The sequence below is a fragment of the Mesotoga sp. UBA6090 genome (assembly GCF_002435945.1).
In the GTDB taxonomy this organism is placed as follows: Bacteria; Thermotogota; Thermotogae; order Petrotogales; family Kosmotogaceae; genus Mesotoga.
Window position 1 is genome coordinate 1 of record NZ_DIXC01000079.1, and the last position, 16,484, is coordinate 16,484.

Annotated in this window: 15 protein-coding genes and 1 tRNA gene; 12 read left to right on the top strand and 4 right to left on the bottom strand. The window is 45.8% G+C overall.

Translation table 11 applies throughout. The annotated features are described in order from the left end of the window. Positions 1–1,389, top strand: a 1,389-nt coding sequence (locus B3K42_RS12280) for a glycoside hydrolase family 36 protein (RefSeq protein WP_292599017.1), incomplete at its 5' end; no start/stop codon positions are given. A 108-nt stretch (positions 1,390–1,497) separates the two neighbouring features. Here B3K42_RS12280 and B3K42_RS12285 read toward each other — a convergent pair. Beyond that, positions 1,498–3,507, bottom strand: a complete 2,010-nt coding sequence (locus B3K42_RS12285; RefSeq protein WP_292599019.1) for a glycoside hydrolase family 13 protein — start codon at positions 3,505–3,507, stop codon at positions 1,498–1,500. Then, positions 3,504–4,433 carry a DMT family transporter gene (locus B3K42_RS12290; protein ID WP_292599022.1) on the bottom strand — a complete coding sequence of 310 codons (930 nt, stop codon included), beginning with the start codon at positions 4,431–4,433 and terminating at the stop codon, positions 3,504–3,506. Before B3K42_RS12290 ends, B3K42_RS12285 begins: the two co-directional genes overlap by 4 nt. A gap of 115 nt (positions 4,434–4,548) precedes the next feature. On the opposite strand from B3K42_RS12290, the gene B3K42_RS12295 reads away from it, so the two are divergent. Then, entirely contained in the window at positions 4,549–7,020 is a 2,472-nt protein-coding gene (locus B3K42_RS12295) for a hypothetical protein (RefSeq protein ID WP_292599024.1), read from the top strand. Here the strand turns inward: B3K42_RS12295 and B3K42_RS12300 are convergent. Beyond that, complete coding sequence (locus B3K42_RS12300; RefSeq protein WP_292599025.1) at positions 7,009–9,255, bottom strand: TIM-barrel domain-containing protein; 2,247 nt, start codon at positions 9,253–9,255, stop codon at positions 7,009–7,011. The genes B3K42_RS12295 and B3K42_RS12300 overlap by 12 nt on opposite strands. A gap of 129 nt (positions 9,256–9,384) precedes the next feature. On the opposite strand from B3K42_RS12300, the gene B3K42_RS12305 reads away from it, so the two are divergent. The 4 genes from B3K42_RS12305 to B3K42_RS12320 all read left to right on the top strand — a co-directional run bounded on the left by B3K42_RS12305 (position 9,385) and on the right by B3K42_RS12320 (position 10,989). After that, entirely contained in the window at positions 9,385–9,633 is a 249-nt protein-coding gene (locus B3K42_RS12305; protein WP_292599027.1) for an SCP2 sterol-binding domain-containing protein, read from the top strand. Between the two features lie 29 nt (positions 9,634–9,662). Continuing rightward, positions 9,663–10,013 (top strand): hypothetical protein, encoded by a 351-nt coding sequence (locus B3K42_RS12310; protein WP_292599028.1) that lies wholly within the window; start codon positions 9,663–9,665, stop codon positions 10,011–10,013. A gap of 66 nt (positions 10,014–10,079) precedes the next feature. Further along, on the top strand, positions 10,080–10,721 hold the full coding sequence (locus tag B3K42_RS12315) for a lactate utilization protein (protein WP_292599030.1): 642 nt from the start codon (positions 10,080–10,082) through the stop codon (positions 10,719–10,721). Further along, the gene (locus tag B3K42_RS12320; protein ID WP_292599032.1) at positions 10,711–10,989 is read left to right on the top strand and encodes an acylphosphatase; all 279 of its coding nucleotides are present in this window, start codon (positions 10,711–10,713) and stop codon (positions 10,987–10,989) included. The genes B3K42_RS12315 and B3K42_RS12320 overlap by 11 nt, the downstream gene beginning before the upstream one ends. Before the next feature lie 3 nt (positions 10,990–10,992). Here the strand turns inward: B3K42_RS12320 and B3K42_RS12325 are convergent, their stop codons facing one another. Beyond that, positions 10,993–11,652, bottom strand: a complete 660-nt coding sequence (locus B3K42_RS12325) for an HD domain-containing protein (protein WP_292599034.1) — start codon at positions 11,650–11,652, stop codon at positions 10,993–10,995. A gap of 96 nt (positions 11,653–11,748) precedes the next feature. On the opposite strand from B3K42_RS12325, the gene surE reads away from it, so the two are divergent. The 6 genes from surE to B3K42_RS12355 all read left to right on the top strand — a co-directional run. Further along, positions 11,749–12,513, top strand: coding sequence for a 5'/3'-nucleotidase SurE (gene surE, locus B3K42_RS12330; protein WP_292599036.1), 765 nt, complete (start codon positions 11,749–11,751; stop codon positions 12,511–12,513). Next, positions 12,510–13,001: a peptide deformylase gene (gene def / locus B3K42_RS12335; protein WP_292599038.1), complete on the top strand. Its 492-nt coding sequence runs from the start codon at positions 12,510–12,512 to the stop codon at positions 12,999–13,001. Before surE ends, def begins: the two co-directional genes overlap by 4 nt. Beyond that, complete coding sequence (fmt, locus tag B3K42_RS12340; RefSeq protein WP_292599039.1) at positions 13,002–13,934, top strand: methionyl-tRNA formyltransferase; 933 nt, start codon at positions 13,002–13,004, stop codon at positions 13,932–13,934. A 2-nt stretch (positions 13,935–13,936) separates the two neighbouring features. Continuing rightward, a complete protein-coding gene (locus B3K42_RS12345; protein ID WP_292599041.1) occupies positions 13,937–14,152 on the top strand; it encodes a heavy-metal-associated domain-containing protein in 216 nt (71 codons plus the stop codon). Between the two features lie 67 nt (positions 14,153–14,219). Further along, a tRNA-Leu gene (locus B3K42_RS12350) sits at positions 14,220–14,308 on the top strand. Positions 14,309–14,352: 44 nt separating this feature from the next. After that, the coding region (locus B3K42_RS12355; protein ID WP_292599063.1) for an ATP-dependent DNA helicase at positions 14,353–16,484 on the top strand (2,132 nt) is incomplete at its 3' end.

Sequence of the window (16,484 nt, forward strand, 5' to 3'; positions counted from 1 at the left end):
GCTACAGATGAACTTCTAGTGGGTTTCGTCTCCAATGAGTTTTCACATCAGTATTTTCTATGGAACGATGAATCTTCAAGCATAAAGGGCGTTGTAGATCTTTTTGGGACCAGACTACTGCCGGGCGAATCGATTGAACTGGAGACAATGGCTATATATGGCAGTGACACTCTCTGGGAAATGCTTGAAGAGTATGCTGACTTGATAAGGCAGAAGAACTCAGTAAAATTCAGAGAATTCGAAGGGATCGGATGGTGCAGCTGGTACCACTATTTCACAGAGATCACTTTCGAGGAGCTGTTAAAGAATGTGAGACTTCTCGCAGAAATCAGAGATCGAGAGAAGATAGACTACAGGCTTGTTCAGCTGGATGACGGCTATCAAGAAGACATAGGTGACTGGCTTCAAACCAATTCCAAGTTTCCGGGATTGAAGGAAATCGCATCGGAAATCAGGGGAGAAGGGTTCAAGGCAGGACTTTGGATAGCGCCCTTTTCCGCTTCTGAGACTTCCAGACTGTTCTACGAACACAGAAATTGGTTTGTGAGAAACGATGATGAAAGCCCCAAAGTTGCTTACAGAAACTGGGGGAAGCGGATATTCGCCCTCGACATTACGAATCCCGAAGCCTTGAGTTATCTTGAAAACTTGATAAAGTCGATTAGAGATTCTGGCTTCGATTACTTGAAGATAGATTTCCTATTCGCGGGTGCTATCCCGGGAAAGAGGTTTGATGAAAGCGTAAGTCCCATTGAAGCCTACAGAACAGGTATGCGGATAATCAGAAACTCTGCTGGAGAAGATTGCTTCATTCTTGGCTGTGGTGCGCCACTCCTCCCTTCAGTTGGTTTTGTCGATGGAATGAGGATAGGATCAGATACTGCTCCTCATTGGAACGGTGAACCCATGGATATCGGGGTTCCCAGCGCAAGATTCTGCTTGAGAAACGCATATACAAGATCCTTCATGCACCGAAGACTGTGGCTCAACGATCCCGATACGATCATCCTCGGAGACTGCGATCTCACCGAAGAAGAAAAGAGAATCTTTGCCCTGTCGGTGGGATTGCTTGACGGAATGATGCTCAATAGCGATGACATGGCGGGAGTAGACAACAATGGAATAGAGCTGCTAAGAGAAGCGATATCGCTTAGAGGAGGAGAACCAAGGGTATTCCTTGACGGTATGAATGGGGTTTTTGCGGCCTGTACGAGGAAGGCCCCTCAAAGTAACGTGATTTCATTTGTGAATCTTACTGATACACCGAGGCATTCTATAAAACTAAAGGAGATGTATCGGGATTGGTCCGGTGGGGTACCTTCTGTCGATGAAGTTGAGCTTCCAGAAAGAAGCATCTGGATAGAGAAGATGGGATCCACTACAGAATGAATCCATCGCCCGAACCTGTTCGCAAAGAAGGAATATTGCTTATTGCACTCTCATTATTCACACAATAATGCTTTCAGTAGCTGATTTCTGTTTTCCGGAGGTGAGGTTTCAATCCTCCTGGACCAGAATCCAGACGGTCAACGGTGGGATCTCGGCCGTGTCCTCGTAAAAAGAAATGCTTCTTCCAGAAAGGTATTCGCAGAATTCTCCTTCGAATTGAGGGTTGAAGAAGGCATTCTCCCTTGAAGGGTTAATCGCAACGATCACTTCGTCAGAGTCCTTCCATCTCCTGAATGAGAAAACCGGTCCTTCAGCCGTCAATACTTCATATTCTCCATCTCTAATCGATTCATGAGCTCTTCTAAGATCAATAAGGGTTTTGTAGTATTCGTAGATCTCCCAATTCCATTTCTCCTCATCCCAAAGCATGGGAGCCCTGTTTTCAGGATCTTTTCCGCCCTTCATTCCAACTTCATCTCCGTAGTAGATTACAGGGCTGCCGATGAAGGTCATCTGAATCGCCACTGCTATCTTCAGAAGATCAACCTGATTGAAGGCAAGGGTAAGAATTCTCTCGGTATCGTGACTGTCAAGAATGTTCCAGAGAGAATGCAGCGTCTGAGGCGGATAAGCGTTCAGATACAGATTAGTCATAGCTGCGAACTTTGCAGCAGAGTTTCCCGCTCTGAATACATACTCGATCACAGCTTCCTTGAAAGGATAATTCATCGCCGAATCGAAGGTCTTACCCCTCAGAAGCGACCTTGCATCGCCCCAGAACTCTGCGACAAGTATCATGTCCCTTCCGAGGCTCTTCACGAGTGGTCTGAAAAAACCGCTCCAGAAGAGAGGATCGACTTCCGTAGCGACATCTAGGCGCCAGCCACCAATTCCTTCAAGATCGTACTTGCGTACAAGTTTTTCCACGTAAGCCTGCCAGCCTTCGTTGAGGCTGTTTATCTTAGGCATATATGCGTAGCCGTTCCATCCCACATATGTCATTGCCCTATCCTGGATCTTCCTTATTGGAAAGCGTTTGACAAAATACCAGTCCTTGTAGGGGGAAGCCTCCTCTCTTTCAAGGAGATCTTTGAAGGCGAAGAAGTCGTAACCGGTATGATTGAAGACTCCATCGAGAATCAATCTGATACCAGAATCTTCTGCCAGTGAAATGAGCTCCTCGAAAACATAGTCGTCGCCGAAATTGTCATCGATCTTCAGGTAGTCTTCAGTATCGTACTTGTGGCTTGAAGGGCTTTCGAAAATGGGATTCAGATAGATGGAGTCTACCCCCAGTTCAAGAATGTGATCGAAGTGATCGATGATTCCTTTGAGGTCTCCACCAAAAAAACCATCACCCCCGAGGTTCGCATGGGCGGGGTTTATATCCCAGGACTGGGTTCCGTCAGGGTCGTTAGTGGGATCTCCATTTGCGAATCTCTCGGGAAATATCTGATAGTAGAGCGCCCCTCTAGACCATTCAGGTAGTTCGAAATACGAGATAGGAAGTCTCTCTTTGGAAAAACTGAAGAAAGCACGAGGCTCTCGACAGAGTCCAAGAGAATCTAGGATGAGGAAGTCCTTTCCTGCCCCAATCTCAAAGTAGTATTCAAGGATTTCCACCTCGATTCTTTCACTTCGATAAAAGCTTTGGTTGCCGAAATCACGGAGATACTCGAGTGAGTACTCTTTGTCATCGATTACCAGCTGCACTTCATAAGTGTTCCCTGAAGGCAGTGAGACAGCGAAGTAGAACTCCTTTTCATTTATCGGGTTGAAATAATCCCTGTTTCCAAAATCATGTATGACTGAATTCTGAAGCTCCCCGAAGTCCTCAACGAACAGAAGAAAGAGTCCGCTTTCACCTTCGCTTTGATTGCCGCGATCGTTTTCAGCTGTGAGAGTGGATTCTTCCGTAGAGAAATAATAGTGGTACAAGCCCGGTTCAAGAGTTGTTTCGGCTCTCCACCAGCCGTTTTCGAGCCGTGACATTTCCAGCTCAGATGATTTCTCAAGAATTACTACCGAAGGCGTAGAGTCCGATGTGGTAATAAATGAAACTCCATGAGTCATCACTATTGCTGAGATGAATATCAAGACCATTATTCTCTTCATCATTTCAAATCCTCCTTGATTCTTCTCCTGGTCAAGGCGTTTGCACCCCAAACTCCGAAGAGAATGAGAGCTACTCCAAGAATCTGAATTGAACCAAACCTTTCGCCCCTGAAGATAACTCCGGCCAGAAGAGACACAACAGTTGACAGGTAAACAAATACAGTTGAACGCGAAGCTTGGAGTTTGGACAGCATGAAGTTGATCAGAAAGAAGGCTCCAACCGACGATAATGTACCGAGGTAAAGAGCAGCAATGGCGACACGAGGCTGAACGATTCCGCTGACATAGAACAAAAACTCTCCTCTCGACAAAGACAGTATAACTGCAATCACGGTGAAAGAGATGAAGCCCATCGTCATCATATGATATGTGATCTCCCATGATCTGAACCTGACCGAGGCTTTTCGCGAGAGAATGTTATAGAAGGCTGCCGAGATTGCGCTGCCTATTAGAATGACCGGCCCCAGGGGACTGCTTCCTGCGGAAATCCCCTTTCCGGCGGTGATCAAAGTTATGCCGAACAGCGCAGTCAAGACCGAGATTATCTGTGGAGCGGCAAGTCTCTCCTTAAGAAATATCCTGGCGAAGATCAGGACGAAGACAGGAATTGTCGAAAGGAGAATTCCAGCTTCCGATGAAGTGGACAAAGAGACCCCAACATTTTCGAAGATGAAGTACATGACTGGCTGAACAAGGCTGAGAAGAAGCAGGTCTTTGAAAACTGCTCTGTAGGGCCTTATTTTGATGATACCAAACAATCTAAACAATGAAATAGTCAGAAAGGCAACAGAAAACCTGTACGAAAGAAAGTACATGGGATTTGTGTATTCAAGTGCGTTCTTCGTGAATAGAAAGGAAAGACCAAAGATAACTGAAGAACCGATTCCTGCAGAATATGCCAAGAGCCTGTCTCTTTCTATCTCTGCCATAAAGCACCTCAACCAATAATAGCACTGCGATGAAGTAACCGGCAACCTTAGGGCTTTGTCGCCTTTGCATAGTCTATAATAGTAGTGATCTCCTTTTCAAGAAGGCGGTGTTGTTTTGCTCAGAAGGCATATTCTGTTTTTTGTTCTGCTGATTTCGGTAATCGTAAATGGATACTCATTCAGAGATCTGGACTGGTTGAAGCATGAATCAGAGCACTTTGTTTATATATACCATAACGAAGTGGCCGGCTCGGTTTCCCAAATTGAAGAGATTGCAGAAAACACCTTTCTTGGCTTAAGCGATTTTTTCGGGAACCCTTTCAGTGACAAAATCTCCATATTGATTGGAGGCTACGAGGATCGGTCAAACGGTCTGGCAAACCCAGTCATGGAATCAATCTACATAATGACGATCGGTCTCGACTATCCCTACAGAAATGACGGCTTCTGGTTGGAAGAAGTAATCTCTCACGAACTTACTCATCTTTTTCAGATGACCGCAACGGCTCCAGTAGGAAACTTTCTTAGAAATTATTTCTCAAGACTTTACCTCCCTAACGCCCTTCAGCCCATGTGGTTCACCGAAGGCTTTGCCCAACTAGGGAGCGAACTTATTGGAGACCTCTATGAGTACGATTACAGACGCTTGCCTTTTCTTTGGGATCAACTTGACATAGAGGATCCCTTTCTCGAGGAGACCGTAGTATCCGGTCACAGCGGCATTGGGGGAGAGGCCTATTACAATTACGGCTATGCGTTCCTGACATTTCTATATGAGACCTATGGCTTTGAAAGCATTCAGGAACTGGTCAGGATAAAGTCGGGGCTTCTTGGATTCGCCGGAGTTGAAGTCGCTTTCAGAATGGTTTATGAAAAGAGTTATGAGGAATTGAAGGCAGAATTCATAGAGATTCAGACTCGTAAATGGATGGAAGCTGAAACCCAGACGATTAACAGATTCTCTCAGAAAATCGGGGAATTTGTTAGTCACTTCAGACCAAAGACTTATTCAGGCGTATTATACTATCTTGCTTACGATAGAGAGATGAGATGCTACTCCCTGTACAGGGAAGAGACTGAAATCCTCAACACAACCATGGAGATCGTTGATTTTTCGGTCTTCGAAAATGAAATAGCACTTCTTGTTTTCGAAAGAGAAGTATCTGAGACAAGGCTATATTTCTTCAGAGAAGGAAGATTAGAAAGGACAAAACACGCTCATCTTCTGGGGATTGACTTTCTTGGTAAGGACCGCCTGGTGGTTTTGAAGAACAACTTCGGAATCCCTTCTGTAGAGATTCTTTCTCTTAGAAACGAAAGGATTACACCGATCTTTGAATCTTCTGCCGGCGCTGAAATACAGATTGACAACCTTAGAGCTTCTCTTGACGGAACTCTGGTCGCATTCAGAGTGAATGTTCAAGGAAGTAAGCATCTGGCGCTATATTCTTCAATCGACGAGAGTCTAAACTTCTTTGAGGTAACCAAGGATTTTTCAATCGGAAGCTGGACGGCTGAAGGGTTTCTGATTTCCGTTCAAAACGGTGACGGCAGCAGTATTTATCTCCTGACACCAGGAGGAAAGATGGCCGGTCAGGCCTCCTTTACGAGGTACGTCAGGGAACCTGCCAGAACTAGAGATGGCTTTGTTGCCGCGGGTCAGTTGCAGGGCAACAAACTGCTCCAGGCCTCCGAGGCTAAGCCTGTCGATTTTGAACTGGATGCAAGCGAAATTGATTTTCGCGCTGCTGAACCCGTAGAGGGGACTAAATATGATGGTTTTACAGACTGGAAGTTCATATCGCCGATCCCATACAAAGGATTATCAGTGCTATTCGCCGACCTGACGTTTCACAACAAACTCATTGCGGGAGGTTCATTCGATTTCGAAACGATGCAACCGGGTCTTCACATGGAACTCCTCAGTGAAGATTATGCCCCAGTCGATTTTGCTCTCTCAATTGCATTTTCGGATCTAAGGCCGGAGACTTCTTTGGATGCCTACAGACAGTACAGAATAAACCCGAAACTCTCTTTCGGCTGGAGGGCCAGATTTGAATACCCTCTGCGAGTCTATGGATCGGTTAATGCGATTCTTCAAGATTCTTCGGCTCTTTATGGCGGTCAGGCTTCGCTGGAGACTCTGATAAACATTGGAGATACTCAGACGGCGACATCTAATCTCGTAGATGTAGGAATAAACGTTGATTTTGACTGGAAGAAGGGTGGATTCACGATCGAATCTACTATCTTCTCAAGAGTAACCTTTGGAGTGGATCCTTCTCTTGTACCGGTTGAACTGTGGGACTTCAGAGATGATTCCAATATTGTTGTTGGACTCTCGGTTTCTTCCGATTATGCAGTTTCTAGGAGAGGAATTAATTTCTTGAATCTCGCCCATCTTTCGGAAGAAGGCATAGGAGCAAGAATTGACCTGCTGATCGGAAGCCGTTTTTCCTGGAGATTGGCATTATACAAATTTGAAACGGCGTATCTTTACGCAGCATACCCATTAGCCATCAGAATGGGAGTCATGTTCCAGAACATGAGACTCCTTCCATACTTTGATTTCAGACTACTCTACTAGAATCTCGCAACCCGCCGGAGAATCGGAGATTTTTGCTTCATGAAGCCCCGAGCCATTATATATTTTGAAGGATAGCATTCTCTCCTTACATATGAAGGTTCCTTTCTGAGGGCGGACCTCGATCCTGATTCCATCATGTGTGTTGGTTACAACCAGCTTCTTGATTGAGTATTCGCCGGTTTCATAGGCGTAAGTGAAGCCATCGTCTTCGTATAGATCAAACTCGGCGCGCTCCTCCACAAAGCCAGTGATATGAAGGTCTCCCCAGGAACCGCTCTCTGCGTACTGTGTACTGGCTGTTGTGACCAGTAGGGTGTCCCGCCTTTGAAAGTGAGGAATCGTGTCCAAGGGGGCGCTCACCCAAATATGGCCACCTTCGATAATACTCTTGCTGTTGAGATCAAGCCACTCTCCTCCAGGCAAGTACACATGTCTTCCCTCCGAATTTCTTTGATAGACGGGGGCTACCATTATCGCCGAACCCATCATGAACTGGTCATCGGCATAGTGAGTCTCCCTGTCTTGGGGCCAGACTAATGCTAGAGGTCTTATCATAGTGGTCTCACCATCTGCGGATTGCTTGTGAATTGTGTAAAGGTATGGAAGTAATGAATAACGGAGATCGATCGCCTTCTTGACAAGCCCTTCCACTTCTTCATCGAAGGCCCATGGTTCCTGTTTTCTAGTGCCAATGGCGCTGTGATTTCTGAAAAAGGGAAGAAATGCCCCGAACTGCGTCCAGCGGACAAGCAACTCTCCGCTGCAGTCGCCTCCGAAGCCCCCCACATCACAACCTGTGAAGCTCACTCCGGCCAGTGAAATAGATTGCACCAGCCTTATTTCACTCAGAAGGTGCTCCCACTGACTATCATTGTCTCCGGTCCACAAGATGGCGTATCGTTGAATTCCGGGGTAAGATGACCTTGTAATGTTGAACGGTCTTCTTTCCGGCTCACAGCTTCTAATACCTTCGTAGGCTGCTCTAGCCATATTGAATCCGTAGATGTTTCTCACCTTTCTGTGCAGGTGTACTATGCCACTGTCATCTCTCTGGGTGAAATCATTCCCATAGTCAAAATACTTTTTCTTCGATATGATTCTACCGAAAAGAAACTCGGTTTCTATTCCACGGTCCTCAAGTTCGGCTGACATTTGTCTTAGCTCTTTCAATGATTCCGACGTGTAGAATATTGCAGGTTCATTCATGTCGTTCCAGAATCCCGCTATTCCCTTCTTCAATAGCCGATCGTAATACTTTCCCCACCAACTTCTCGTGGCTGTGTTCAGGAAGTCGGGAAAGCTCGATTCTCCAGGCCAGACGGCGGCTTTGAAGGGCCTACCATCCTCCCGCTTGCAGAATGAATCATTCTTGATCCCATCTTCGTATACGTCGTATCCATCGACTGCCTTGACGCCTGGATCGATTATAGCGACAACTTTCATTCCCATTCTGGAGAGTTCATCGATCATCGAGGATGGATCGGGAAAACGATCCCTGTTCCAAGTAAAGACCTTATATTCATCCATGTAGTCTATATCAAGGTGTATAGCATCACAAGGAATCTTCCGGTCTCTGAATTCCTTTGCGATGTCCAGAACGGATTTTTCGTCTTCGTAAGACCATCTTGATTGATGATAACCCAAAGACCAGATGGGCAAGAATAAGGGATTGCCTGTGAGCTTGAAAATATCCCTCAGGGTCTCTTCGGGTTTCTCGAAAAACATGAAGAGATCAAAACCGTCACCTTCCACATCAATCTTCAGCCGGTCTCTGATCTCGAACCCTACGTCGAATCTCGAATAGCCTGGATGATCAAGAAAGAAGCCAATCTGCCTCTCGGGAGAGGAAATGTAGAAGATTGGAAGCGTTGAGTACAACCTTCTTTTGGATGGTGAGTGATCCGGTTCGTCAGTGTTATACATCTCATAGACCCCGCCTCTCTTGTTCAGGGGTCCGATGGTCTGTCCAAGTCCAAGAACAGCCTGGTCATCATGTAGTTCGATCGTAATACTGAATCCATCTGTCTTTTCTACAATCTCCATCTCGTTGAAGTCCTGCGATGAGGACCCTTCCAGCCCGTGCAGTCTCAACCCCTGGAAGAGATGATTTGCCACGTCGGTAGCCAGTTCTTCTACAGGCGCTGCCAACACCGAATCAGTTTTGAACTTCGTCTTACCCTCTCTTTCAACCTCCATTTTGATTACTGAATCTAAATAGCGAAAGAATCGTTTCAACAAAGCAGGGCCTCCAATTCTAGAAAATATCGATCTCATTGTACAACAAGATGATAGACTTTGTATGTAAAGTGAAGCCCGGGAGGTAGTTTGATGACAGTTAGGAAAGCTATATAGAAGATCAAGGGATTGGAAGCTGAGAGGCTTTCGGAGATTAGTGGAAAATACTCGTTCTTTATTGAAGCAGGGGATCGGCAGAGATTTACTATCGAGATCTGTGATGGCAGGTTAGAAGTCTATAAAGAAGAACGAGCTTCGGATTGCTCAATACGCACAGATTCTGAGACCTTAGAAAGAGTGGTTGAAGGAGCTGTGGATCCTCTGACAGCTTTCATGACTGGAAATCTTAGTGTATCGGGCGATCTGGCCTTTCGATGAAGCTTAACATACTGCTTGGAGGTGAATGAATGACACGTGAAGTACTGATACTGGCTTTTGAAGGAAGGAAATCATGTTTTCTTCATGCTTTGCTGAACGCACTTGACATGTCCGAAAAGGGATTTGCCGTATCTGTCGTAATGGAGGGAGAATCTCCAGGTCTCATGAAAGAGATTACAAATGAAAAGGATCCTGTTCATGAGATTTACATCGAAGCGAAGAAAAGGGGCCTCATAAAGGCCGTATGTTATGGTTGTTCGAAAATGATGGGCGTCCTTGAGATAGTAGAGAAAGAGGGTCTCCCCCTGAATGGGGACATGAGGAATCACGTTCCGCTAGCACCATATGTGGAGCGTGAAGCAGAGATCATTACATTCTAGAAGGAATCTCGATTATTATTACGGATAGCTAACCAAAAGCTGATTTCTCTAAGAAGGGGGTTCGTGATGAGGAACAGTCTTAGACGATGGAAGAATGAAAAACTGGCGCAGAAACTTGTCGAAGTCTTTGAAAGTAAGTCCGTGAGGGTGATTTACCTTCCAGATATAGAAATGGTAGTCGAAGAAGTTCATAAACTAATTCCCGATGGAGCTACCGTTAGTTCAGGTGGATCGGTGACACTTCAGGAGACTGGAGTAATGGATTTGCTGAGGTCGGGGAAATATGAATTTCTTGACAGAGACTCGGTTTCTGAAGATAAAGAGAAAAGGGAGATCATGATCAAGGCATTTAAGTCCGACTATTATCTCTGTAGCGCGAATGCCATCACAGAGAACGGAGAGATTCTTCTGCTGGACGGGAGCGGTAACAGGGCCGCCGCCGTAACGTTCGGCCCTAAAAAGGTGATTTTTGTCGTCGGAATAAATAAAGTCGTAAACGATCTGGATGCAGGTATCAAGAGAATCAAGTCGATAGCGCCGATGAATGCAAAGAGGCTGAACTTGCACACTCCCTGCGCGACAACCGGGTTTTGCTCCGACTGCAGCAGTGAAGAAAGAATATGCGAAACGTACTCAATAATAATCGATTCGAGAAGAAGACCATGGCGCTGCACGATCGTTCTTGTAGGTGAAGAGCTTGGCCTGTAGAAAGACATTCAGGATCAGAGTCTTTGGGCGTGTGCAGGGCGTCGGTTTCAGGTACTTTGCCCTTCACACCGCCAGGTCTCTAGGGGTAACGGGTTTTGTGAGGAACGAGCCCGATGGAAGTGTAGAGATCGTTTGTTCCGGATGTGATGAGGAAATCGATGCTTTCGTTGAAAGAATAGATAGGGGTCCATCCTATGCCAGCGTCACAAAGACAGAAATCGAAGAGCTCCCCTTCAAGTCGTTCAACAGCTTCGAAATCAGGTATTGAAGTTTAGATTTGTCCCCATTCGGCTAGGAACCTCTGCACAAACTCCACAACAAAACTGTAGCGGTCCTCAGCCATTCTTCTTGCAGTTTCCGTCCAGAAAGTTTCGGGTCTTATCTTAAGTATCTTCTCGTGAAAATGATTTATAGAACTACGCGAATTGCCGCTATAAGAGCTGCACGGACTGAATTCGAGAGAGTGAAGAGGAGTTCCGACCTTTCCGGAATAGGAAAAGACCCTTGCTATGGCCACCGCACCTATAGCGTCTAGTCTGTCTGCATCCTGGAGGATTTTTCCCGTCATACTGGAAGGTGTTAAGCCGCCGGAGTATCTGTGCGATCTAATTGCCTGCGAGACCTCCGAGACAAACGAAATGTTGAATCCCATGGTCGGTAGAAGTCGAAGGACATATTCCGCACCGGATTCCGCATGATCGATGCCGGTAAGAGCTTCTTGGGGCCGCTTTATGTCATGAAGGAGTGCTGCGACGACTGCCTTTTGAAGGTCGCACTTCTCCCGAGAAGCAATTTCACTTGCATTCTCCGTTACCCTGAAAGTGTGGGAAATATCGTGAGCAGGATCATCGTAGTCTTCAAAGGCTTCCTTAACGATGTGGAGGATTTCTCTCAAGTGTGGAATGCATTCCATAAGCTCTGTAAGATTCATATTTCTCTCCTAGAGTAAAAAAGAAAACTTTAGAAGCATAATGTAAAATAAGTATACAAGATAATTTGTTCGAATAGGTGAAAGGAGGCACGAATATTGAATATCCTGGTTACAAACGATGATGGAATCATGTCGCCCGGAATTATCTTGCTCGCCGAAGCGCTTTCTGAAGATCATGAAGTCCTTGTGGTTGCGCCCGACGTTGAAAGAAGCGCGACTGGACATGCAATTACGATTAGAACTCCGTTGTGGGCTAAGGAAGTCAAAGTTGGTAATAAAAACATAGGCTATGCAATTAATGGTACTCCGGCTGATTGCGTTAAGCTCGGATTACTTGCGATTTCGGATAGGAAGATAGATCTGGTGATAAGCGGGGTGAACAAAGGGCAGAATATGGGAATAGATGTTCTTTATTCCGGGACAGTTTCAGGTGCTCTAGAGGGTGCGGTAACTGACACTCCATCGATTGCGGTTTCTAGTAGCGACTGGAGTAATCCCGAGTACGAAACTGCTGTCAAATTCATGGTTAATTTTCTCAGAATCTACGATGTCAGTAAGATGCCGGACTTCACGGCTCTCAACATAAATGTTCCTTCAATCAAGTACGAGGAGCTGAAGGGTTGGAAAGTGACCAGACAGAGCAGAAGAAGATATAAGGATTATTTCGAAAAGAGAAAGGATCCTTATGGAAACAACTACTACTGGATATTTGGAGAGGTAGTTGAAGATGAATGCTCTACTGATTGTGATTTCAACGCAGTTAAATCCAACTTCGTGTCGATAACCCCCCTCCACGCCATTATGACCGATAAGAAGTATTTTGAGGAATTGAAGGAGATTTCGGAAGGGTGGTCGGAATGAAAGTGATTTATATCGGGAACCCCATACTTCGGAATGTTTCCGAAAGTGTCAAAGTTTTCGACGACGATCTCAGAGCGTTCGTGAAAGAGTTAAGCAAGACAATGTACGTTGAGGACGGTGTGGGCCTCGCGGCACCGCAAGTGGCTGTGTCCCGAAGGATTTTTGTTTACGATCCTGGAGACGGATTGAGGATAGTCATTAACCCGGAAATTCTTTCCAGGAGCGATGAGACAGTCAAGATGGAAGAGGGTTGCCTCAGCATACCTGGAATTTACGCCGATATCTACAGGCCTTCCACGGTTCGAATACATTATCGGGATGAATATGGTCAGCACCACGAAGAGGATCTGACGGACTATCCTGCGAGAATAGTGCAGCACGAGAGCGATCATCTTGAAGGAGTACTGTTCGTTGACTATCTTTCTGCGTCAAAAAGAGCGGTGCTGAAACCGAAATTAAATCAGATCATTAAGGAAAGCACCAGATAAATGAAGATCGTATTCATGGGAACTCCAGAATTTGCGGCTGCTCATCTCAAGGAGATTGTCGAATCGGGGAACAACGTGGCAGCAGTCTTTTCACAGCCTGACAGGCCGAAGGGGAGAGGGCAAAGAGTAGAACCCACCCCGGTAAAAGCAGTCGCGACTAACTACGGAATACCAGTATTTCAGCCTGAAAAGATCAATTCTGATGAAGGCTTCGAAAGACTTGCGGAGCTATCTCCAGATATTATTGTGGTTGTTGCGTTTGGAAAACTTCTTAAGTCGGGTGTGATAAACCTTCCACCCATCGGATGTTTCAATGTTCATGCTTCTCTTCTGCCTAAATATAGAGGTGCAGCACCGATTCAACGAGCAATAGAAAACGGAGAGACAAAGACAGGCATAACGATATTCAAGATTGATGAAGGAATGGATACGGGAGAAATTGCTCTGAAGAGGGAGCTCGAAATCCATCCATCAGACACTTTTGGTTCGCTCTATTTGAAGCTGGCAGAACTTGGGAAAAAGACGTTGGCCCATTTTTTGGAGAGGGTCAAAGAGGGAAGGTTGGAGCTCACTCCACAAGATGGAATTCCTTCTTATGCTCCAAAGATCCAGCCTTCGGATCTCGTGATTTCCGACTTATCGGATGCTGCGAAAGTGGTTAACAAGATAAGAGCGTACGATCCACAGCCTGGAGCGAGAATAAGTGTTGAAGGAAGGATGTCAAAGGTTTTCGGAGCCAGCTTACTATGCAGAAATGAGAAAGAAGGTCGAGTCGGAGAAATAGTCAAAATCGATGACCGAGGAATGATTGTAAGCTGCGGTGCCGAAAATGTTATTATATCCTTAGTACAGTTCCCGGGCAAGAAGCCTTTAAGGCCGAAGGATGCGTTAAGCGGAAGGCTTATTGGCGAAGGGATTATATTGGGGGGGTAGAAATGCCCAGGGTAATAAGGCTTTTTCAAATAAGAAACGAAATTTCTGAGAACGATGCGGAGAAGATTGTAGCGAGACTCAAGCTCCTGGATGGTATAGTGAAGGCCCAGGCAGATGTTGCAAGCGGAGTGATAGAAGTTGAGTACGAGAACGCTATTATCGATAGATATATCATTCAGGAAGAGCTCTCTAAACTCGGTTTTGATATGCTTATATAAAGCATTCTCGCTATTTGCTTCTTGACAAAGGAATCCGGTCAAGTTATAATTTTTGACGTGTGAAGTTGCCGAGGTGGTGGAATTGGCAGACACGCATGGTTGAGGTCCATGTGGGCAGTTTAGCCTATGCGGGTTCAAGTCCCGCCCTCGGCACCACCAAACCGGGTTTAAAACCCGGTTTTTTTCTTTCGAGGTGCTTCTTGGGAGAGATTCTGCTAGGTAATATTTTCAAACGGAATGCAAAGACAAAAATCAGCTTGAGACGAATTTCTCAGAACTCTCCATTCGTCTCAATGAATATCGAAGACCTTCCTTCGTTCTTTTCGGAGAGAGGCGAAGACTGTCTTTTTGTGGATGGGTCGTTGGACAGTGAGTATCTCCAGAAGATAGCTGTCGATGAAGGATATTTGAGAAGCTTTCTTTTTCAGTCGGAGTCCAAGGATCTCAGGACTCGGATCCATGAGTACAGAAAGGCTCTTGAGAAAATGCCGGCAGGGCTCTCATCTGTAGTTGAGAAGACCGTAGAAAACGGTGGATTGAGGAACTTCCTTCTTCTTGCAATTAGGGAAAGCGAGTTTCTGGATCCGTGGGAGGATTATGTGCTTTCCGCTCTCAAGAGGAATGAAAGAAGAGAAAGGGGCAATCCCAGGATCAATCTTCAGAAGACCGTAAGACTGGTTTTCAGTGAGGGTGGGCTCCTGCAGGATTCAATGAAGGGATACGAATTCAGACAAGAGCAGTTCATGACCGCTCTTGAAATCGCGGAGGCAATTGAAAGAGACAGCAATCTTATGATCGAGGTCGGTACTGGAACCGGAAAGAGCATTGCATACCTGGCACCGGTCGCATACGCCTGTATCTCGACTATGAATCAGGCAGTTGTCTCAACGAGAACAAGAATCCTTCAAGATCAGCTCTTCAAGAAAGATGTGGAGGTGCTGAAGACCTTTCCTAACCTTGATGATCTGCGTGTCTCGGTTATGAAGGGGAGAGAAAGATATCTTTGTGTCAGAAAGCTCTTTGAGGTCGTGAACCTCGCTCTCAACAAGATGTTGGATGAAGAGATGTCGACGGAACTTTCAGGAATACTCATCTGGTCTATGATCACTGGCGAGGGAGATCTCGACCCTCTTCCGCTGAAAGAAGAGATGAGAAGAATGATTTCTGGAAACAGATTCGACTGCACCAGACGACTCTGCCCATTCTTCGAGATCTGCCCTTACTACGTCCAGAGAGAAAACGCGAAATGCTCCGACATAGTTATCACGAATCATTCCTTCCTTTTTAGCGAAGCAAACATAAGACTTACCGACGGAGACGCCGAAGAGCGAGAAGATATCGGAACTCTTCTCCCGGGATTCAAATATCTCGTTGTAGATGAGGCACATGAGCTCGAGGCTTCATTGACACAGGCCATGAGCTACCGCTTTGAGCCGTCCGAGCTGGCCGGCACTGCAAGAAGACTCATAAAGGCAGTAAGGGATTCCTTTGGATTTCTAAAGAGGTACTTTGACGAGGATTTTTTAAGAAAACTGTGGACAAAGCTCAAAGAAGCAACCGCTAATCTGGACAAACAGAGCACAGAGCTTGTTAGAGTTACAGGCAGTTCTGAATCCGGAAGCAGAACTACATTCACTGGAAAGGAACTCGAAGTGATGATACCTTTGCTCATAGCAATTTCTGATACCCTTCAGACACATGTTTATATTGGTACTCAGACGATGCAGATGCTGGATGATGTAGAGGATAGAAATGAAAAGATAGATGGCCTAGAAGCTGAAGTGAGCAGGATTCTCACCGAAACAAGGGAATGGATGAAGCAGATAGCGGGAATCACTTCCTCTCAGGAGTCGAGGATTGTGTATGTAAGCCGATTTGAAAGGCGTGCCGACAGCTTCAGCATAATCTCCTCACCTGTCGAAAACGATACCTTGATGGCATCGATTTTCCCCGACGTGAGCGTCAAGATTTTCATCTCTGCGACTTTATGGGTTTATAGTAGGGGCAGCGACGGCTTCAATTACGCCAGAAGAATACTTGGAACAAGCAGTAACAATGAAGCGGTAAGGCTCGGAACTTCATTTGATTATACGCAGCAGCTGAAGTTCTTCGTCCCGGTCGATTTGCCGGACTATCTTCCAAATTCGCTAAACTATCTCGAAAGCGCATCTGACATAACTCTCAACGCCTTGAAGATAGTAGGAGGTGGTTCAATGGTGCTCTTCACTTCTTACGAGGACATGAAATGGACTCTTTCTAGAATCTCCGGCGGACTTGGCGATATGTCGATTCACATTCAAAATAGGGAGGACAGTCCGACAACCATTCTTGC

Excerpts from the sequence above, each read along its gene's own strand:
- B3K42_RS12285 (WP_292599019.1), bottom strand. The coding sequence starts at position 3,507 with ATGATGAAGAGAATAATGGTCTTGATATTCATCTCAGCAATAGTGATG.
- B3K42_RS12290 (WP_292599022.1), bottom strand. The coding sequence starts at position 4,433 with ATGGCAGAGATAGAAAGAGACAGGCTCTTGGCATATTCTGCAGGAATC.
- B3K42_RS12310 (WP_292599028.1), top strand. The coding sequence starts at position 9,663 with ATGACACGTGAAGTACTGATACTGGCTTTTGAAGGAAGGAAATCATGT.
- B3K42_RS12315 (WP_292599030.1), top strand. The coding sequence starts at position 10,080 with ATGAGGAACAGTCTTAGACGATGGAAGAATGAAAAACTGGCGCAGAAA.
- B3K42_RS12325 (WP_292599034.1), bottom strand. The coding sequence starts at position 11,652 with ATGAATCTTACAGAGCTTATGGAATGCATTCCACACTTGAGAGAAATC.
- def (WP_292599038.1), top strand. The coding sequence starts at position 12,510 with ATGAAAGTGATTTATATCGGGAACCCCATACTTCGGAATGTTTCCGAA.
- fmt (WP_292599039.1), top strand. The coding sequence starts at position 13,002 with ATGAAGATCGTATTCATGGGAACTCCAGAATTTGCGGCTGCTCATCTC.
- B3K42_RS12345 (WP_292599041.1), top strand. The coding sequence starts at position 13,937 with ATGCCCAGGGTAATAAGGCTTTTTCAAATAAGAAACGAAATTTCTGAG.